18 protein-coding genes and 1 pseudogene are annotated in these 19,276 nt (G+C 76.1%); 14 read left to right on the top strand and 5 right to left on the bottom strand.

Annotated features, from left to right (window positions below; all coding sequences use genetic code 11):
- The 4 genes from ACZ462_RS24095 to ACZ462_RS24080 all read left to right on the top strand — a co-directional run bounded on the left by ACZ462_RS24095 (position 1) and on the right by ACZ462_RS24080 (position 4,195).
- On the top strand, positions 1–1,260 hold the full coding sequence (locus tag ACZ462_RS24095) for an MDR family MFS transporter (protein WP_467804046.1): 1,260 nt from the start codon (positions 1–3) through the stop codon (positions 1,258–1,260).
- Positions 1,253–1,792, top strand: a complete 540-nt coding sequence (locus tag ACZ462_RS24090; RefSeq protein WP_467804045.1) for a GNAT family N-acetyltransferase — start codon at positions 1,253–1,255, stop codon at positions 1,790–1,792. Before ACZ462_RS24095 ends, ACZ462_RS24090 begins: the two co-directional genes overlap by 8 nt.
- The gene (locus ACZ462_RS24085; protein WP_467804044.1) at positions 1,789–2,394 is read left to right on the top strand and encodes a LuxR C-terminal-related transcriptional regulator; all 606 of its coding nucleotides are present in this window, start codon (positions 1,789–1,791) and stop codon (positions 2,392–2,394) included. Before ACZ462_RS24090 ends, ACZ462_RS24085 begins: the two co-directional genes overlap by 4 nt.
- Positions 2,395–2,500: 106 nt before the next feature.
- Positions 2,501–4,195 (top strand): DUF885 domain-containing protein, encoded by a 1,695-nt coding sequence (locus ACZ462_RS24080; RefSeq protein ID WP_467804043.1) that lies wholly within the window; start codon positions 2,501–2,503, stop codon positions 4,193–4,195.
- A gap of 33 nt (positions 4,196–4,228) precedes the next feature.
- On the opposite strand, the gene ACZ462_RS24075 is transcribed toward ACZ462_RS24080, so the two are convergent.
- On the bottom strand, positions 4,229–4,720 hold the full coding sequence (locus tag ACZ462_RS24075) for a glycosyltransferase (RefSeq protein ID WP_467804042.1): 492 nt from the start codon (positions 4,718–4,720) through the stop codon (positions 4,229–4,231).
- Between the two features lie 581 nt (positions 4,721–5,301).
- Positions 5,302–5,442, bottom strand: a pseudogene (locus tag ACZ462_RS24070) (glycosyltransferase); the annotation flags it as partial.
- A 297-nt stretch (positions 5,443–5,739) separates the two neighbouring features.
- Here ACZ462_RS24070 and ACZ462_RS24065 point away from each other — a divergent pair.
- From ACZ462_RS24065 to ACZ462_RS24050, 4 genes are all read left to right on the top strand, one after another.
- Positions 5,740–6,150, top strand: coding sequence for a phage holin family protein (locus ACZ462_RS24065; RefSeq protein ID WP_467804041.1), 411 nt, complete (start codon positions 5,740–5,742; stop codon positions 6,148–6,150).
- Entirely contained in the window at positions 6,147–6,641 is a 495-nt protein-coding gene (locus ACZ462_RS24060; protein WP_467804040.1) for a DUF3618 domain-containing protein, read from the top strand. Before ACZ462_RS24065 ends, ACZ462_RS24060 begins: the two co-directional genes overlap by 4 nt.
- A gap of 848 nt (positions 6,642–7,489) precedes the next feature.
- Complete coding sequence (locus ACZ462_RS24055; RefSeq protein ID WP_467804039.1) at positions 7,490–9,151, top strand: PP2C family protein-serine/threonine phosphatase; 1,662 nt, start codon at positions 7,490–7,492, stop codon at positions 9,149–9,151.
- Positions 9,152–9,233: 82 nt separating this feature from the next.
- Positions 9,234–10,211 carry an L-threonylcarbamoyladenylate synthase gene (locus ACZ462_RS24050; RefSeq protein WP_467804038.1) on the top strand — a complete coding sequence of 326 codons (978 nt, stop codon included), beginning with the start codon at positions 9,234–9,236 and terminating at the stop codon, positions 10,209–10,211.
- Positions 10,212–10,235: 24 nt separating this feature from the next.
- Here the strand turns inward: ACZ462_RS24050 and ACZ462_RS24045 are convergent, their stop codons facing one another.
- Positions 10,236–10,655 (bottom strand): STAS domain-containing protein, encoded by a 420-nt coding sequence (locus tag ACZ462_RS24045; protein WP_467804037.1) that lies wholly within the window; start codon positions 10,653–10,655, stop codon positions 10,236–10,238.
- 401 nt (positions 10,656–11,056) lie between these two features.
- On the opposite strand from ACZ462_RS24045, the gene ACZ462_RS24040 reads away from it, so the two are divergent.
- From ACZ462_RS24040 to ACZ462_RS24030, 3 genes are all read left to right on the top strand, one after another.
- On the top strand, positions 11,057–12,049 hold the full coding sequence (locus ACZ462_RS24040; RefSeq protein ID WP_467804036.1) for a BtrH N-terminal domain-containing protein: 993 nt from the start codon (positions 11,057–11,059) through the stop codon (positions 12,047–12,049).
- A gap of 101 nt (positions 12,050–12,150) precedes the next feature.
- Complete coding sequence (locus ACZ462_RS24035; protein WP_467804035.1) at positions 12,151–12,708, top strand: hypothetical protein; 558 nt, start codon at positions 12,151–12,153, stop codon at positions 12,706–12,708.
- A gap of 29 nt (positions 12,709–12,737) precedes the next feature.
- On the top strand, positions 12,738–13,658 hold the full coding sequence (locus tag ACZ462_RS24030; RefSeq protein WP_467804034.1) for a DUF1963 domain-containing protein: 921 nt from the start codon (positions 12,738–12,740) through the stop codon (positions 13,656–13,658).
- A 9-nt stretch (positions 13,659–13,667) separates the two neighbouring features.
- Here ACZ462_RS24030 and ACZ462_RS24025 read toward each other — a convergent pair whose 3' ends face one another.
- A complete protein-coding gene (locus ACZ462_RS24025) occupies positions 13,668–14,621 on the bottom strand; it encodes a MerR family transcriptional regulator (RefSeq protein ID WP_467804033.1) in 954 nt (317 codons plus the stop codon).
- Positions 14,622–14,721: 100 nt separating this feature from the next.
- Here ACZ462_RS24025 and ACZ462_RS24020 point away from each other — a divergent pair, with 100 nt between their 5' ends.
- Complete coding sequence (locus tag ACZ462_RS24020; protein ID WP_467804032.1) at positions 14,722–16,263, top strand: alpha/beta hydrolase; 1,542 nt, start codon at positions 14,722–14,724, stop codon at positions 16,261–16,263.
- A 119-nt stretch (positions 16,264–16,382) separates the two neighbouring features.
- On the opposite strand, the gene ACZ462_RS24015 is transcribed toward ACZ462_RS24020, so the two are convergent.
- Complete coding sequence (locus tag ACZ462_RS24015; protein WP_467804031.1) at positions 16,383–17,582, bottom strand: S8 family peptidase; 1,200 nt, start codon at positions 17,580–17,582, stop codon at positions 16,383–16,385.
- A 402-nt stretch (positions 17,583–17,984) separates the two neighbouring features.
- Between ACZ462_RS24015 and ACZ462_RS24010 the strand changes: the two genes are divergently transcribed.
- Both ACZ462_RS24010 and ACZ462_RS24005 read left to right on the top strand, forming a co-directional pair.
- Positions 17,985–18,551, top strand: coding sequence for a hypothetical protein (locus ACZ462_RS24010; RefSeq protein WP_467804030.1), 567 nt, complete (start codon positions 17,985–17,987; stop codon positions 18,549–18,551).
- The gene (locus ACZ462_RS24005) at positions 18,532–19,188 is read left to right on the top strand and encodes a vitamin K epoxide reductase family protein (protein WP_467804029.1); all 657 of its coding nucleotides are present in this window, start codon (positions 18,532–18,534) and stop codon (positions 19,186–19,188) included. The genes ACZ462_RS24010 and ACZ462_RS24005 overlap by 20 nt, the downstream gene beginning before the upstream one ends.
- Positions 19,189–19,276: the final 88 nt, after the last annotated feature.

The raw sequence follows: 19,276 nt of genomic DNA, 5'->3' as shown, positions 1-19,276 counted from the left end.
ATGGCTGTCACCGACACATTCGGCCTGCCCAACACCAAGGGCCGCAGGCCCCTGATCGTCGCGCAGATCGTCGACGCACTGGGCACCGGCCTCTTCCTGCCCTTCGCGGTCGTCTACTTCCACGCCGCCAAGGGCATCCCCCTGACCACGGTCGGCCTGATGCTGTCCACCGGCGCCCTGCTCTCCCTGCCCGCGGGCCCGCTGGGAGGCAGGCTGATCGACCGGATCGGGCCGCGGCGCGTCCTCGTCTCGGCCAACCTGATCCGCGTCCTCACCTTCACCGCCTACGTGTTCACGGACACCCCCTGGCAGCTCGTCATCCTCGTGACGGCCACCATGTGGGGCGACAGCCTCTTCCGGCCCTCCGTCTTCGCCCTCGTCGCGCAGGTGGCCGACGACGGGCACCGGGCCCGCTGGTACGCGATGGACCGCTCTCTGCGCAACGCCGGGATCGGCGCGGGCGGCCTCATCGGCAGCACGTTCGTCGGCTGGGGCGGCGACTCCGGCTACACCGCCGTCGTCGTCCTGAACGCCCTGTCGTTCCTCCTCGCGGCCGGCCTCGTCGCGACCTGGCGGCGCGGCGCCCTCCCGCGCCCCGCCGCCACCGCGCCCGCCGACGGCCCGCGCGAGCCAGAGCCGCGCGCCGGCTACCGGGAGGTCCTCGCCGACCGGCCGTTCCTCGCCGTCCTCGCCACCACCTGGGTGTTCGCCCTGTGCGACCTCGCGCTGACCCTGCTGCTGAGCGCGTACGTCATCGAGGGGCGCGGGCTCCCGGAGTGGCAGCCCGGCATGCTGTTCGCGATCAACACCGTCATGGTGGTGCTCGGCCAGACCGCCCTGGCCAAGGCCGTGGAGAAATACCGGCGGCCCGCGGTCCTCCAGACGGCGGCCCTCCTGTGGATGGCGTCCTTCGTGGTGATCGCGGCCGTGCCCGGCGGCCACACGAGCATCGCCTTCTGCGGGCTCGTCCTCGGCATGATCATCTTCACGGTCGCCGAGCTGCTCCAGGCCCCCACCACCAGCGCCCTGATCGTGGGCATGGCCGCGGGGCACCTCCGCGGCCGCTACCTGGGCATGGAGGAACTCATGTGGAGCCTCGCCAAGGTGCTGGCACCGACCGTGTTCACCGGGCTCCTGGCCTTCGGGGCCGCCCTGCCGTGGCTCATGCTGTGCGTCTTCTGCCTCGTCGCGATCGTCCTGCTCCAGCGGCTGAACCGGGTGCTGCCCGCGCACGTCCAGCGGGAGACCGCCCATGTCTGAGCCCGGCTCCGCACTCCTCCACGTCGGGGAGTTCCGCGAGGTCTACCACCGGGTCTACCGCGAGCCGCCCTACCACGAGCACGCGGCGGACGCGGACGGCTTCGCCCGGCAGCTCGCCGAGCACGCCGCGCTGCCCGGCTTCGCCGTCGCCACCGTCCGCAACGGCGCGGCCCTGGCCGGGTTCGCGTACGGGGTCCGCCGCGAGGCCGGCTGGTGGCACCCCCGGGCGACCGGCCCGGCACCCCGGTGGCTGCGCCGCGCACCGCTGTTCTACGTGTACGAACTCGCGGTCGTGAAGGAGGCCCGCGGCCGCGGACACGGGCGCGGACTCCTCGACCGGCTGCTGGCCGCCCGCACCGAGCCGTACGCCGTCCTCGCCGCGTCCGGGAAGGCGCCGGCGCGCGACATGTACCGGCGGTGGGGCTGGACCGCGGCGGGCGCGCTCACGGGCCCGCCACACGGGGTGGACCTGCTGGCCCTGCCGCTGGCGCCTCCACAGCACCGCGCCGACCGACCGGGGGAGACCGCATGAACACCGACGTGCTGGTCCACGACGACCTCGCCCTGTCCCGCGCCGCGCTCACCGCCCTCCTGGACGGCTTCCCCGGCCTCACCGTCGTCGGAACCGCCGACAGCGCGCACGCCGCCCTGGAGTTCGCCGAACTCCACCGGCCCGACGTCGTCCTCATCAGCTTCGGCGGCCGGGACGAGGAGACCGTCGAGGCCGCCGAGAAGATCGCCGTCCTCCCCGGGAGCCGCACCCTGCTGCTCGCCACCGCCTGCCCCCGGCCCGTCGTCCGCAGGGCCCTCGCCAGGGGCATCGGCGGAATGGTCCGGCGCAGCGACCCGCCCGAACACCTCGCCGAGGCCGTCCGCCGCGTACACCGCGGCGAGCGGGTCTTCGACGCCGGGCTCGCGGGGGCCGCCGCCGCGGACGGGGACTGCCCGCTCACCCGCCGGCAGCTGGCCGTCCTCGAACTCCTCCACCGCGGGGACCCCGTTCCGCAGATCGCCGCCCGGCTATCCCTGTCCGAAGGCACCGCCCGCAACTACGTCTCCGCCGTCGTGTCGGCCATGGGCGCCCGCAACCGCATCGACGCGCTGCGCATGGCCCGCGAACGGGAGTGGATCTGAACCCAGGCCGCCCGCCGGCTCCCCCCCCCGCCGCTCCGCACACCGCCCCGCCCGCCCGACGGCCCCCGCCCCCGCCGACGCACGCACCCGTACAAGGACGGCCCGCATGCCCCACTCCACCGCCCCCCGCGGCGGCACGCTGCCCCGCGACGTCGCCGACGCCCACGTCGACGCCTTCGTCGCCCTCGACCCGATCGCCGCCACCTTCCTCGGCGTCGCCGCCGGATCCGACCGGCTCCCCGACCTCTCGCCCGACGGCCGGGACGCCGTCGCCGACCTGGCCCGCACCACCCTGCGGCAGCTCGCCGAAGCCGAGCAGGCACCCGGCGCCGACACCGCCGCCGAACGCCGCTGCGCCCGCCTGCTCCGCGAACGGCTCACCGCCGAACTCGCCGTGCACGAGGCGGGCGAGCACCTCCGCACGGTCGGCAACCTCGGCTCGCCGCTGCACGAGGTCCGCGACGTGTTCACCCTCACCCCCCAGGACACCGCCGAGGACTGGGCGGCCATCGGGCGGCGGCTCCACGCCGTCCCGGACGCCCTCGCCGGCTACCGCGCCTCCCTGCACACCGGCCTGGCCCGCGGGCTGACCGCGGGGCCGCGGCAGACCGCCGCCGTCATCGGCCAGCTGACCGAGTGGACCGGCACGGACCGCAGCTGGTTCCAGGAGTTCACCGATCCCTGCCCCGAACCGCTGCGGAACGAACTCGCCGGCGCCGCCGCGGCCGCCACCGGGGCCCTCGCGGAGCTGCGCGACTGGCTCCGCGACACCTACGCGCCGGCCGTCGCGGACGCGCCGGACACGGCCGGCAGGGAGCGCTACGTCCGCCTCGCCCGCCACCACAACGGCACCGACCTCGACCTGGACGAGGCCTACGCCTACGGCTGGGCCGAGTTCCACCGGCTGCACGCCGAGATGCGCACCGAGGCCGGACGCGTCCTGCCCGGCGCGACCGACCCCTGGGAGGCGCTGGCCTGGTGCGACCGGCACGGCGACGCCGTCGAAGGCGTCGAGGAGACCCGGCAGTGGCTCCAGACGCTGATGGACGACACCATCGACCTCCTCGACGGCACCCACTTCGAACTGGCCCCGCGCGTCCGCAAGGTCGAGTCGCACATCGCCCCGCGGGGGAGCGCCGCCGCCCCCTACTACACCGAGCCCTCCCTGGACTTCTCCCGGCCCGGGCGCACCTGGCTGCCGACCATGGGCCAGACCCGCTTCCCCGTCTACGACCTGGTCACCACCTGGTACCACGAGGGCGTACCCGGCCACCACCTCCAGCTCGCCCAGTGGGCGCACGTCGCCGACGACCTCTCCCGCTACCAGACCACCCTCGGCCTGGTCGGCGCCAACGCCGAGGGCTGGGCGCTGTACGCGGAGCGCCTGATGGACGAACTGGGCTTCCTGACGGACCCGCAGCGCCGGCTGGGCTACCTGGACGCGCAGATGATGCGGGCCGTCCGCGTCGTCATCGACATCGGGATGCACCTGGAACTGGAGATCCCGAAGGACTCGCCCTTCCACCCCGGCGAACGCTGGACGCCCGCCCTGGCCCAGGAGTTCCTCGGCCGGCACACCAGCCGCCCCGCGGACTACGTCGAGAGCGAGATCACCCGCTACCTGGGCATGCCGGGCCAGGCCATCGGCTACAAGCTGGGCGAGCGGGTCTGGCTGGCCGGCCGGGAGGCCGCCCGGGCCCGGCACGGCGCGGACTTCGACCTCAAGGCCTGGCACATGGCCGCCCTGTCGCAGGGCTCGCTCGGCCTGGACGACCTCCTCGGCGAACTCTCCTCCCTCTGAGGCCACGTTCCTACGCCGCCCCCGTACGCGGTGTCAGCGGGCGTACCGAGAGCCGATGAAGGCGAGTACCGTGCCGGCGCCGTCCTCCGCCGCCATGCGGCGGGCGAGGGCGGCGGCCCGGCGGCGGTGGGCGGGCTCGGACAGGCAGGCGCCGATCGCGGCGCCGAGCGCCTCGGCCGTGAGGTCCCGGAACGGCAGGGGCCGGGTGGCGACCCCCAGCCGGTGCAGCCGCGCCGCCCAGAACGGCTGGTCGGCCATGACGGGCACCGGCACCGCCGGCACCCCGGCCCGCAGCCCGGCGGCGGCGGTGCCGGCCCCGGCGTGGTGGACGACCGCCGCGGTGCGGGGGAGCAGCCAGTCGTGCGGGACGTCGCCGACGGCCATGACCCCGTCCCCGCGGCCGTCCAGACCGGCCCACCCGGCCTGGACCACCGCCCGCACCCCCGCCCGCCGCACCGCCGCGGCCACCAGGGCGCTGAGCCGTTCCCCCTGCCCGGCCGCCATGCTGCCGAACCCGACGAACACGGGCGGCGGTCCGTCCCGGAGGAAACCGGCCAGGTCGGCCGGGGCCGCCGGCCGCCCGGCCGCGCCGGCCACCGGCACCCCGAGACCCCGGCCCCGCAGGGCCAGTCGTCGGGGCGGGGCACCACGAGCGGGCTGAAGCCGTGGAACACCGGCCGGAGGCCGTCCGGCTGCGCGGGCGCCCCGGCCGGCAGCCCGAGCCGCCCGCGCAGCCGGGCCGCGGCTCCGGCGAAGACGCCTGCCGCGCGCGCCACCACGTCCCGGCCCGCGGCGAGGTTCCCGTCGGGCCCCAGGCCCTCCCCGGGCCCCACCGGCGGCAGCGGGAACCGCCGGGTGGCGAACGCCGGGGTGAGGTAGGTGCCGATGACGGGGACGCCGAGCGCCTCCCCGGCCGCCAGGCTCAGCGGAGCCGGGCCGAAAGCGGTGAGCAGGAGGTCCGCGCCGCCCTCCACCGCATCCGCCACCCCGTCGGCGAGCCCCTCCGCGTACGCCCTCGTCAGCGCCCGCGCCTCCTCCCGGGACGCCGCCCGCGACCAGTCCCGCACCAGCCCCTCCGGGTCCCCCGGCAGGGGCCGGCACTCCAGACCGCACCCTGTGACGAGCGCCGCCAACGACGGGTGCGCGGCGACGGCGACTTCGTGGCCGGCGTCGAGCAGGCGCCTCCCCAGCCCCGTGAACGGGGCGACGTCCCCCCGCGACCCGGCCGTGACGATCAGAATCCGCATGCACCGATCATCACCGACGGCCCCGGAGCATCCCGGTGCCCCGCGCCATCGATGTCCGGGCCGCACGCCCCGTCCGGGCCGCACGCCCCGTCCGGGCCGCACGCCCCGTCCGGGCCGCACGCCCGCGCCGCCGCGGCGGCCCCGGACGGCTTGGTCCCCCTGCGGGGTGAAGCCGCCGACCGGACCCCGGGAGGCCGTTCACCCGGGAGGGTGAGGGAAGGGGCGGATGTCCGGCCGGTCGTGGGGTAGGCGCACGCGGAGAACATCACCGACAGGCGGAGGAAGGCGGGCGACGCAATGAGTTCCGTTGGACGCAGTCCAGGCCAGGACGAGTCGGTGGCCGCGCTCGTCACACGGGCATCCCAGCAGCTCTCGGAGCTCGTCCGGGAGGAGATGCAGCTGGCGCGCGCCGAGATGACCAGCAAGGGAAAACGCTACGGAGTGGGCGGCGGCCTGCTCGGCGGCGCCGGCCTCGTCGGCGTCCTCGCCGCCCAGGCCCTGGTGGCCGCCGCCATAGCGGCGCTGGCCCTCGTCCTGCCGGTATGGGCGGCGGCCCTCATCGTCGCCGCCCTGCTCGCGGCGGTCGCGGCCGGGCTGGCCCTGGCCGGCAGGCGGCAGGTCGCCAAGGCCGGCGCCCCCGCTCCTGAGCGGACCATCGACAGCATCAAGGCCGACGTGGCCGAGATCAGGGAGAAGGCACACCGATGAGCGAGCAGCCCCAGAGCGGCGAATCCGCACCCGACCCCGAGCAGCTGCGCGAGCAGGCCGAGCACACCCGGGAGGAACTCGGCGTGACCGTGGAGGCGCTGGCGGCGAAGGCCGACGTGAAGGCGCAGGCCAAGGAGAAGGCGGCCGAGATCAAGGAGCAGGCGGCTGCGAAGGCCGCACTCGCGTCCGACCAGCTGCGGGAGAAAGCGGCGCACGCCGCCGAGCTGGTCAGGGACAAGACCCCCGAGCCCGTCCGCGACAAGGCGGCCCACGCCGCCGCACACCTGCGCGACGGAGCCGCCCGGGCCGGTCACCTTGCCGCCGAGAAGACCCCCGACCCGCTCCGCGAGAAGGCCGGCACGGCCGCGACCATGGCACGGGCCAACCGGACGCCGCTGATCGCCGCCGGTGCGGTGGCAGTGGCGCTCCTCCTCATCCTGCGCCACAGCCACAGCCACAGCCACAGCCACAGGCGAGGGTGCCGGAGGTGATCCCGCCGGCCCGGCCCCGGCTGGTGCTGTGACCGGCGGACCTTCCCGGTCACAGCACCACGCCTCCCCCAGGCGGCGATGCGGGCCAGCACAGCTGCGAGGTGCCGCACCGCGTCCTCGGCGTCCGCGAGCTGCTCCTGCGCGGGCTGTACGGTGTCGGAGTCGGGACCGTCGCCCGGCGGCAGCGTCCGCCGGTGCAGGACCGGTGTGAGCGCCTCGATGCACGAGGCGAGGAACCAGGCGAGGCGGCCGTGCTTGCGGGCCAGGGCGATCGCCGGAGCGGCCAGCGCCTCGCGCGGGTGCGCCAGCCGTTAGATGTCCGGGAACGGGTGGTCGGCGGCGGCCGCACCGCCGGCCGACGGCTTCATCCAGGCCGGAGGCCGTCCCGCGCGCCAGAGCCCGGTCGGTCGGCGTGAGGTCCCCCACGCCCCGTCCTGAAGCTGCTGCTCCGCTTCCGTGGTCGGCGCTGCCACCGCCGACTGCACGCCCATGGCCCCAAGACAACCGCGCGGCTGCGGCCCCCCAGCCGCTCCCACACGGTGCTCTCGCCCAAGGACAGCGAGAGGTCGGACGCCGGGCCGGGTGGGCTGCTCACACGGAACCCGTGGAAGGAGAGGACCGCGCCCCGATCGGCCACGTGCCGTCGCGCGATCAGCGGCCCGGACGTGCGCCGCCGCACCGGAACTCCTTTTCCGGGGCGGGACTTTCCCCCGCCAGCGCAGGGTCCGCGCACCATTCCCACCCGTCGGCGCGCCCGGGCACCACCCGCCTCCGGCAAGGCGTCCGCCCTGCCGCCTGCGGCGCCGGGCTGCATCGTAGGGGGACCCGCGATGTGACATGCTCGTTCCATGACTGACCACGTGCAGCCGTCGCGGCCCGGGTCCGACGGCGCCGCCACCGCTGCTGCGGACGGCGGGTCGGTCTACTCCCCGCACCGCTTCGCGGCCCGCAGGCCCCCGGAACCCGTCGGCGAGCCGGCCGGAGCCCTGCCGGTGCCCGCGGTGCAGTCGGTGCTGGACGGCCTTCCCGGCTCGGTGACCTTCCTCCTGCCGGTGTTCGGCGCCGACGGCACGGTGACCGACTTCCGCATCGCCGCGGCCTCGCCCGAGGCGATCGACATCGGCGCCCGCCGGGGCAAGGAGCTGATCGGGCTGAGCGTGGCGGCCACCTACCCGACCGTGGTCGGATCCGCGCTGTGGGAGGGCTACGTGCGGGCCCTGCGGACCGGCGTCCGCTACGAAGGGGAGCCGTTCGAGTACGAGGAGGTCCTGGCGGGCATCCCCCGGCTCTCCCGGTTCGCCGTGCGCGCCTCGGCCTCCCAGGGCGGACTGATCGTCTCCTGGGTGCGGCTCGACAGCGGCGAACGGGAGCAGCGGCGCCTGGCGGTGATGCAGCGCCTCGGCGGCATGGGATGGGCGGACTGGGACCTCGTCCGCCACACCGCCACCTGGTCGGACGAGGCCTGCACGATCTTCGGCCGCGACCGGTCCGCGGGCCCGATGGCCCTGGAGGAGCTGCCCGCGTACGCCGTCCCCGAAGACCTCCCGGAACTCAGCGCGGTCGTCGAGGGGCTTCTGGGCAGCGGCCGGCCCGTCGACCACACCTTCCGCGCCACCACCGGCGGGGAGGTCCGGCACGTGCGGATCGTCGCGGAAGCGGAGGCGGACGTACAGGGCCGCCCGGTCGAGGTGCACGGCTTCTTCCAGGACCTCACCGCCGCCAAACGGGCCCAGGCGCAGCTCCTCCAGAGCCAGCAGGCCGCCCTCGCCCACCGCAGCCAGCTGAACGCCGAGCGCGACGTCGCGCAACGCCTCCAGCACGCCCTGCTGCCCCTGACCCACCAGTCCCTGAGCCTGGCCGGCCTGACCGTGGACGTGGCCTACCACCCGCTCCAGGAGGGCCTCGACGTCGGCGGCGACTGGTACAGCGCCATCAAACTGCCCGACGGCAGCGCCCTCCTCGTCATCGGGGACGTCGCCGGCCACGGGTTGGACGCCGTGGCCACCATGGCCCAGCTCCGCTTCACCGCCAAGGGCATGGCCATCACCGGGATGCCCCTGCCCGCGATCCTGACCAGGCTCAACACGCTGCTGCTGCACACCGCCGAGCGCAGCTTCAGCACCGCCACCATGATCATGGCCCACTACGAGCCCGCCACCTCGAAGCTCACCTGGGTGCAGGCCGGCCACCCGCCGCCGCTGCTCATGCGCCGCGGCAGTGCCCAGTACCTCGCCGCACCCCACGGCATCCTGCTGGGCGCTGTGCCCGACCCCCGCTACGAAGCCGCGAGCATGCACCTTCGGCCCGGCGACCAGCTCCTGCTCTACACCGACGGCCTGATCGAGAAGCCCCGGGAGGACCTGGACACCAGCCTGGCCCGCCTCGCCCGCGCCGCCGTGCACAGCGCCGGCGACACCGGGGTCCTCGACGGCATCCTGGACGCCCTCGTGGACCCCGTGGCCCGCCGCGACGACGTCTGCGCCCTCCACGTCAGACTCCACAGCCCCTGACCGGTAAACCCGCCTTGCGATGCCCCGCAGCCGACACCGCGGCCCGGCAGACCATCCCGGCCGCGGCACTAGAATTCCGGGAATGGGTACGACAACCAGTGACATCGAGAAGGCGGCCGGGGTGCTGCGCGCCGGAGGGCTCGTCGCCCTCCCCACGGAGACCGTCTACGGCCTGGGCGCCAACGCCGAGGACCCCGCCGCCGTGGCGCGCATCTTCCAGGTCAAGGGACGTCCGCCCTCCCACCCCCTGATCGTGCACATCGGCGGCGCCGAGCAGCTCGACAGCTGGGTGCAGGACGTGCCCCCGACGGCCCGCCTGCTGGCCGGGCACTTCTGGCCGGGGCCGCTCACGCTGGTCCTGCGGCGCGGTCCCCGCGTGCCCCTCGAAGCGACCGGCGGCCTGGAGACGGTGGCCGTGCGCGTCCCCGACCACCCCGTCGCCCTGGAGCTGCTCGCCGCCTTCGGCGGCGGCGTCACCGCCCCGTCCGCGAACCGCTTCGGCTCCGTCAGCCCGACCACCGCGGACCACGTCCGCACGGAACTCGGAGACGCGGTCGACTTCGTACTGGACGGCGGCTCCTGCGAGGTCGGCGTCGAGTCGACCATCGTCGACGTCACCGGCGACGTCCCGAGCATCCTCCGCCCGGGCGGCGTGACGCGCGAGGACCTCGAAGCGGCGCTGGGCCGACCGCTCGCCGTCCCCGCCGCGAGCACCGTCCGCGTACCGGGCCAGCACCCCTCGCACTACGCCCCCCGAGCCCGCGTCGTCCTCGTCGATCCCGCAGAGGTCGCCTCCGAAGCCGCGCTGGCGCAGGACGCCGGGCACCGGGTCGGCGTCTTCCTCCCCGCCGCCCTCGCCGGCACGCCCGTCAAGGCGCACGCCGTGGTCGCCGTGCCCGCCTCCCTGGACGCGTACGCGCGCGGACTGTACGGGTTCCTGCGCGAGCTGGACGAGCAGGGCTGCGACCTGATCGTCGCCTCCCTGCCCGCGGAGCAGGACCTCGGCCTTGCGATCGCCAACCGGCTGCGGCGCGCCGCGGGGCCCCGGACCACGGTGTGAGCACCATCCCGCGCCCCCGGACGGTCAGCGGCCGGACCCGGGGGCGGCGGGGGACCCGCCTCCTCCGAGGCAGCGGCGGGCCGCGTCCAGGCTGTCGGCGACGGTGAACAGGTCGGCGCTGCCGGTCAGGTCGAGGAGCACCCGGAGGGCGCGCGGCAGCGGGCCGGCCAGGACCAGGTCATGCCGGAGGCGTGCGGTGAGCAGCACGTCGAGGAGGGCGGATCCGACGAAGGTGATGCCGGTGCAGTCGATGACCGTGTGGCGGGCGGTGGGGGTCTGCGCCACGGCGTCCAGCGCCCTGCGGACGTCGGGGGCGGCGTCCAGGTCGAACTCCCCGGTCAGGGTGACCACGCACACGCCGCCCCGCCCGGTGCGGCACGCCACCGAGGCGAGCGGAGCCCGGCGGGCCCCGCCGCCGGACGGGTGCTTGTGAAGGTCATGCATCGCAGGCGCCTCGGACAGTGCCACGGTGGTCACGGAGCCCGTCGTGCGACGGCACCCGCGGTGGCGCGCGGCCGCCCCGTCGAAGGGGGCCGCCGGCGCCTTCGGACCGGCGACCGGCCCCACCCCCGCGGACGGGCCCCGGACTCCGGCCACACCACCTGCCCGCACCCGAGGTTTCCATGCGGGCGGCGCCCGACCCTCCCTCCGTGGCAGAGTGCACGGTGCTCCGCCGGGACGGCGCGCGCCGTCGTGCCGCGGACCGACGGCGATCCGCCGCCCGGGCCCGAGCCGCTCGCACCGCCCGGCGGGCCCCGGTGCGCGATGCTTGCCCCGCCGGGACGCGTGCTCCGCGCCGCAGGAACCGGCGTCCCGCCCGGCCGCCCCGTACAGGAGGACACGGAATGACAGCCACGTTGCTCGACGTCGACGCCCGGGGCATGCAGCACTGCGAGACGACCGCACTCGGCGTGCTGCTGCGCCACCAGGGCCTCGACCTGTCCGAACCCATGCTCTTCGGCCTCGGCCGCGGACTGTCCTTCGTCTACTGGGACGCCAAGAACCTCCCCTTCCCCTTCCTCGGGGGACGCGTGCGCCCCTTCGAGATCACGCGGAGCCTGGCCGCCGCCCTGGGACTGGACCTCGACGTCCGCGAGACCGCCTCCCCCCGCAAGGCCTGGGAGAACGCGGCGGCCCCCCTCGCCGCCGGCCTGCCCGTGGGACTCCAGCTCGACAGCTTCCACCTGGACTACTTCAACTCCCAGGTGCACTTCGGCGGCCACGTCGTGGCCCTGTACGGGTACGACGGCCGGCGCGCCTACCTGGTGGACACCGACCAGCAGGGCGGCGCCGTCTCCACCACCCTGGAGAGCCTCGCCCTCGCCCGGTCCGCGCGCGGACCGATGACGGCCCGGAACCGCTCCTTCACGATCACCGCCCCGCGGGAACTGCCCGACCCGCGGACCCGGATCACGGCCGCGGTGACCGCCTGCGCGAAGGCCTTCCTCGACCCGCCCATCGCCAACCTCGGCCACCGCGGCATCGACAAGGCCGCCCGACTGGTCCCCCGCTGGCTCGACCGCTCCGACCGGCCGGAGCAGGACCTGCCGCAGGCCGCCCGGCTGATGGAGCGCGCCGGAACCGGCGGCGCCCTCTTCCGCAACCTCTACCGGGACTTCCTCGCCGAGTGCACCGCCTACGTCGACAGCCCCCGCCTGCGCACCGGCCACCGGCTGTACGCCGAGGCGGCGGCCCTGTGGACCCGGACCGCCGAACTGATCGCCCGGGCAGGGGAGTCGGGCGGGGCGGAGCCCCTCGCCGAGGCCGGCTCGGTCCTCCGCGACCTGGCCCGCATCGAACGCGAGGCCATGCAGTCCCTCGGCCGCCTGGGGGAGTGACCCCCGCCGGCCGGCCGCCGGCCTCCCGCCCTCTCGACGTGCCGATCGGCCCCGGCGCGCGCACCGTGGTGCCAAGGCCCAAAGCGAGGGAGGCGGACGCCATGGGAGAACCGGGTTCGCCGCGGTACGAGGGGTGGGAGGACCGCTCCGGGCGGCGCGGTCCCGAGCGGCGGCCCCCCGGCTGGGGCCCCGCCGCGACCCCGCCGGGCAGCCGCGGCCCGCGGGACCCGGCCCCGGAGACTGCCGCCGCCCGGCCGCGGCGGCGGCCCGGGCGGACCTGCCTCGTGGTCGGGCTCGCCCTCACGGGACTCGCCGCCCTGGCCGCGGCCGCCCTCGGCGCCGCGCTGCTGGGCACGTACGAGGATCCCCACAGGGACGACCATGACGGGGACGTGCGGCTTTCCTCCTGTCAGGTCGACGCCGCGACGAGATGGCCCAGCGCCGTGCTCGTGGTGACCAACCGCAGCAGCAAGCCCAGCGACTACCACATCAGCGTCGAGTTCCTCGCGCCCGACGGGCTCCGGCTCGACGAGGCGCACGTCCTCCTCACCCGGGTCGCCCCGGGGCAGCAGGCCCGCGACACGGCGCAGAGCCTCACCCAGGTCGACCGGCCCGTCACCTGCCGCGTCACCGACGTCTTCCGCACCGCCTCGCCCTGACTGTCGGAGCCGGGCCGCATGATCGTCGGATGGACGAACCGCCGATCGAGAACATGCGGGACCGCGCACTCCGCGAGGTTCCCCGCCGCCACCTGGCCGACGAGGACGCCGCGCGCTGGGCCGCGCTGCTGCGGCCCAGCGTGCGCCTGGTGGGCGAGGACGAGCGCGGGGACGCCGTGCCCGCGGCCGCCCGGCTCGGCGGGCTGCCCCGGCTGCCTGGCGGCGCCGCGTGGCCGACCGGTCCCGGAGGGCATCCGCTGGCGCTCGTCGCGGAGGTGGACTGCGCGGCCCTGCCGGCCGGCGTGCCCGACGCGCCCCTGCCCGCGGACGGCCTGCTGCTGTTCTTCGCCACCGCGCCCCTGGACGAGGGTCCGGCGGGCCGGTACCGGGCGGGGGCGGCGGGGCCGACGCCCGGCCTCGTCGTGCACGTCCCCCGCGGCGCGGCGGGCGCCGCGCGCCCGGCTCCGCCCGGCATCCCGGTGTTCCGGCCCGTGCCGCTGGCCGCCGAGCCGGAACTGGCCGCGCCCTTGCCGGACCACCCGCGGGTACGGGACGCCTTCGCCCTGCACGCACACCCGGACCCCGGCGACCACCCCGTCCACGACTACGGCTTCCTCGACGAACTGGCCGAGTACGCCCACCGCTTCGAGCACAGGATCGGCGGCTACACCCTGTGCGGCGGCCACCCCGAGTACGAGACGGCCGCCCGCCATGCGGGGAGCACGGCACCCGTCGAGCCGCGGACGGCCGGCGCGCGGGAGACGGAGCGGGCGCTGGCGTGGGTGCTGCTGGCCCAGTTCGCCTGCGACCCCGCCGAAGGACTGCTGGCGGCAGAGGCCGAAACCCCGGACGGCGGGCGGCGCCGGGCCGGGCACCTCGTCTGGCTGATCCGCCGCGAGGACCTGGCTGCGCGCCGGTTCGCCGCGGCTGTCCTCCTGCGCTACTTCTGACGCCGCTCCTCAGGCCGCCCGTTCCACGTCCGCGCCCAGCGCCGCGAGCAGCCAGTCGTGGGCCGCGCCTGGGGTGACCGCCGGGAGGCCGTCCCGGCTGCCCGCCAGCTCGGCCACCAGCTCCCAGTAGCGGTCGAACCGCGGGTCCGCGGCGAGCCGGGCGCGGAGCGCTCGGCGGAAGACCGGGCCGTCCGCCGTCCCGTACGCCGCCGCGTACGCCGCGACGAAGCAGTCGAGGGCAGCCCCCGCGTACGGGGCCCGGCCGCTCCGCAGCGGCCCGGCGGCCAGCCCGTACGCCTCGGCCAGCCCCGCGTACAGCACCGCGGGGCGGGAGCGGGCGCCGGAGCTGTGGACGGCCGGCTGGCAGGGCCGGGCCGCCGGACAGGGGACGGCCACCAGGGCGTGCAGGCGGGCGTACGCCAGCACCTGCCCGGGCGTCGGGTCGCCGGGGGGCTGCGGCACGGCGTGCTCCAGGAAGGCGGCGGTGGCCCGGGCCGGCATCCGCGGGGGCAGCCAGGCCCGCCAGAACCGCGCCGGCGCGTCCGTGGAGGGCGGAGAGGCCAGCGCGCCGATCAGCCGGAGCCGGTCGGCCCGTTCCCGCGGCGGGCAGTCCCGCACCAGCCGGAGCCCGGCCTCCCGCCAGCGCAGCGCCGCCAACTGCCGCCCCAGCACGTCCAGTCGGGCGGCCACCGCGTCCTCCAGCACCGCGCCCGAGCCGCCGTTCCCGTCCTCGTCGTCCAGGACGCGCCGCACCTCCGGCAGCGGCAGGTCCAGTGCGCGCAGCGAACGGATCAGCTCCAGCCGGTCGAGGGCGCCGCTGCCGTACCGGCGGTGGCCCCCCGCACTGCGGGCGGTCTCCGGCAGCAGCCCGCGGTCGGAGTAGAAGCGGACGGTCTTGACGGTGGTGCCCGCACGCTCGGCGAGTTCACCGATGCTCCACAGGCCGTCGTCCGGACCGGGCACGCGCGACCTCCACTTGAAGCTCCAGCAGGGGGAGTTCCTACGGTACCCGCGAGTCGGACGCACGGACGTCAGAGGGCGTCGCGAGGAGGCGAGGAGGACCATGACCGCATTCATCCTGGTCGGGGGCATGTTCACCGGCGGCTGGATCTGGGAGGAGACGGCGGCGCGGCTGACGGAGGCGGGGGCGCGGGCGCATCCGGTGGAGCTCGCCGGCCTCGGCGGGCGCCGCACGGGCGCCGGGCCCGGCGCGGACCTGGAGACCCACGTGGCCGACGTGCTGCGGGTGATCGATGGCATCCCTCCCGCGGCCGGCCCGGACCTCGTGCTGGTGGGCCATGACTACGGAATCCACCCGGCGGTGGCCGCCGCCGACCGGCGGGCCGGCCGTATCGCCCGCCTCGTCCACCTCGACGCGGCCCCGGCACGGGACGGGGTGCCGGCGCTGGCCGCCGTACCGGACCGGGCACTCCGCGAGCAGCTCGCCGCCGCGGCCACGGGTACGGGGGAGCGCGGCGGCACACTGGCCCCACCCTCAGCGGCCGGGGAATGGCAGCGCTGGGGCAGCACCGAAGGCCTCTCCGAGCCGCAGCTGGAGCGGCTGACCCGGCTCGCCGCCCCGCAGCCGCTCGGCACCCTGCTGCAACCGCTGCGGCTGACCGGCGCGGCGTCGCAGGTGCCGGCCACGGGCGTGCTGTGCACCGCCGGCGGCGCGGGCATCGACATGGTGCAGATGCAGGTCGGCCTCGGCGACCCCGCCCTCACGGCCCTCGCCGAGCGCGGCGTCACGTTCCTCGAACTGCCCACCGGACACTGGCCGATGCTGTCCCTCCCCGCCGACCTGGCCGCCGCACTGCTGTCCGCGGCCGAGGGCGGTGGCCGCCGGCTCGCCCCGGCAACCGGGCAACTCCCGCCGCACCTGCGCCCGTTCCTCATCGGCGAGCCCGACCTGCCCGACGTGCCGCGCGAGCGGTCCGGCGCGGTCGACCTGTACGCGCCGCCGGGCGGCGGGCCCCGCGGGGCGGTGCCGGCGGTGGTGTTCGTCCACGGCGGACCGGTGCCCGCCGGTGCCCGGCCGACCCCCCGCGACTGGCCGGCGATCACCGGCTACGCCCGTCTCGCGGCCGGACGGGGCCTGGTGGCGGCGACGGTCGACCACCGCCTGCACGGCACCGGCGACCACGCGCGCGCCGCGCAGGACATCGCCGAGGCCGCGGAACGCGTACGGGCCGACCCGCGGGTCGACGCGGACCGCGTCGCCCTGTGGTTCTTCTCGGGCGGCGGCCTGCTCGCCGCGGACTGGCTGCAGGCGCCGCCCCCCTGGCTGCGGTGCGTGGCCCTCACCTACCCGCTCCTCGCGCCGCCGCCCGCCTGGGGGGTGCCCGGCGGCCGCTTCCGCCCGGCGGACGCGGTGCGCGGGGCGGGCGGCCTGCCGGTCGTTCTGACCCGGGCCGGCCGGGAGAGCCCCGCGTTCGCGGCCACCGTCGAGGACTTCCTGGCCGCGGCCGGGCGCTGCGGCGCGCACGTGGACGTGATCGACGTGCCGGAGGCCCGCCACGGCTTCGAGACGCTGGACCACACGGACACCGCCCGCGCGGCGGTCCGCCAAGCGGTCCGCACCGTCGGAACCCACCTCGCCTGCTGATCCCCGGGAGGTGCCACCGACCGCTTGTCGCGGCAGTCGTCCCCGGACGGGCGGACCCCGCCGCCCGTACCGTGCTCGTGCGGTACCGGCGGCGGGGCCGGTGGTGCCGGGCGCGGCGGCTAGGGAGCCACCTTCAGCAGCTTGTTCGCGGTGCCCGTGGAGGGGTTCTTCAGCGCCCCGTCGGTCGCCGCAGCGGAGAGGGCCGCCGCGATGTCCTTCGGGGTCGCCGACGGGTTGGCGGCCAGGTGCACCGCCGCGGCGCCGGCGACGTGCGGGGCTGCCATCGACGTGCCGGAGATCCGCTTGGTGGCGGTGTCGCTGTCGTGCCACGCCGAGGTGATCTCCGATCCCGGCGCGTACAGGTCCACCACGGCACCGAAGTTGGAGAACCCCGACTGCTCGTCGCCCTCGGTGCTGGAGGCGACCGTGATGGCCTCGGGGACGCGGGCCGGCGACTTCTGCCCGGCGTCCGTGGACTCGTTGCCGGCGGCCACCGCGAAGGTGACGCCGGCGGCGATGGCCCGCTTGACCGCGGCGTCGAGCGCCTCGTCCGCGCCGCCGCCGAGGCTCATGTTGGCGACCGACGGGCCCGAGTGGTGCTCGGTCACCCAGTCGATGCCGGCCACGACCTGCTCGGTGGTGCCGGACCCGTTGTCGTCCAGCACCCGCACGGCGACGATCTTGGCCTTCTTCGCGACCCCGTGCGCCGTGCCGGCGATGGTGCCGGCGACGTGGGTGCCGTGCCCGTTGCCGTCGTCCGCCGAGTCGTCGTTGTCCACCGCGTCGAAGCCGTGGCTCGCCCGCCCGGCGAAGTCCTTGTGCGTGACCCTGACGCCCGTGTCGATGACGTAGGCGGTCACCCCCTCGCCGCCGTTGTCCGGGTAGGTGTATTTGCTGTCACCCGCCGTTTCCGTCTGGTCGATCCGGTCCAGCCCCCACGAAGGGGGGTTCTGCTGGGTCTCGTTGATGGTGAAGCGCTTGTTCTGCACGACGGTGCCGACCGCGGGGTCCGCGGCGAGCCGCCTGGCCTCCTTCTCGGTGAGGCCCGAGGCGGAGAAGCCGTTGACGGCGGAGCCGTAGGAGCGTTCCAGCTTGCCCCCGTACCTGTTCGCCAGCTCCTCCTTGTTCGCGGATGCGTCGAGGATGACGACGAAGCTGCCGTCCACCGCACCCGGTGCACCGAGGCCGTGGACCGTGCCCTCGGGGGGCGTCGCCGCGCCGGCGAGGGGGACCGCAAACCAGGCCCCGGCCACTGCCGCTACAGCTCCAGCCGCTATCGCGGCATGCCGAACCCGGTTGGGACGCTTGTGAGTTGCCATGAAAGGAGTTCTCCTCCGGTTGACGTGTGGGGCGTCAAACGTTCGGTTCAACCCTCTTCCGCTTGACAGGAGCAAATCAAGGACGCACCCGGCGGAAACGCATGATCGACAACGTTTCTCGAAGAAGCCCCCGCACCGCCTTCACTCCGCACACCCGTTCTTCGCGATCCCCGCACCGAACCATCACGAACTGCCCGGTACACCGCCCGCCGAGGCCGACGGCAGTACGGGCGAGGGACGTTCGGCCCCCGCCTGGGCGCCCCGTGGGACGTTCGGTCCCTTACCCGGCCGCCCGCGCGCGTGTTGACTCGTCCGGGGCCGCCCCGGCAACGGCAGGGCCGGCCCGTACGTACGCGCAACGAGTGGAGGTCGGCGCCTGATGGCGGGGAAGCGAGCTGACGGATGATCGCGGTGGTGGGCCATGCCGATCTGACCGCGGAGACGCTCGGACTGGTGGAGTCCGAGGTGAGGGCGTGGCTGGAGCGCCGGGCGGGGGAGGCCACCGCCGTGGTCCGGGCCGGCGCCGGGCTGCCCGTGGCGCTCGGGCGGGCCGCCCGCGCGGCGGGCCGGCGCCTGGTGGTGCTCCTCGCGGCCGACGGGGCCGTACCCGCCCCGCTGCCGCCGGGCGACCGCAGGGCCGCCGGCGAGCTGCTCGTCCTGGCCGACCGGGCCGGGCTGGTGGACTTCGACCCGGACGACCGGGCCGCCTGCATCGGCGCCGACGAGCGGATGATCCGGACGAGCCGCCGGCTGCTGGCCGTGTGGGACGGCTCCCCGTCCGACGGCCGCGACGCGACGGCGCACCTGGTGGCCTACGCCCGCGCCCACGGCGTCCCCGTCGACGTCGTCTGGCCCGAGGGTGCCACCCGGCACCCCGGCCGGCCCCCGCACCCGGCGGAGCGGCCCGGCCGGACGCACGCCGGCCGGCCCGCACGGACGGAGGCCGACCGTGTCCGGCACCCTGCATGACCCCGCGGCCGCGGCACGCCCCCGCGCAGGGGGAGCCGACGGGCGCCGGCACGGCACCGTCGGCGCGGGGCGCGCCTTCGCCTGGCTGCTGATCGCCGCGGGCGCCGCCGGCTTCCTCGCCTCGTTCGCCATCACCGTCGACAAGTTCGCACTGCTGCAGGACCCGGACTTCGTCCCCTCCTGCAACCTCAGCCCGGTGCTGTCCTGCGCCGACGTCATGCGCAGCGCGCAGGCCTCCGTGTTCGGCTTCCCCAACCCCCTGATCGGGCTCGCCGCCTACGCGGCCGTCGTCGCCATCGGATGCGGCCTGCTCGCGGGCGCGCGCTACCGCCGGTGGTTCTGGGCCGGGCTGAACCTCGGCACCCTCCTCGGCGCGGCCTTCTGCATGTGGCTGATGAGCCAGGCCCTGTACGACATCGGGGCGCTGTGCCTGTGGTGCTGCCTGGTCTGGGCGGCCACCATCGCCCTGTTCTGGTACACCACCGTCCACAACCTCCGGCACGGCGTGATCCGCGCCCCCAGCGCCCTGGTCAGCGGCGTACGGGAGTTCCACTGGGCCGTGCCGGCCACCTGGTACGGGGTCATCGTGCTCCTCACCGCCACCCGCTTCCAGGCCTACTGGGAGACGCTGCTGTGACGCCGGCCCCGCCGGCGGCCTTACGCGCGGGACGCGCGGGAAGGGCCTGCCGGCCTCCGCCCGGGGCCCGCACGCGACAGGGAGGCAG

This window comes from Streptomyces sp. NPDC031121, assembly GCF_055570615.1.
This window is presented reverse-complemented; position numbering and strand designations above follow the sequence as displayed.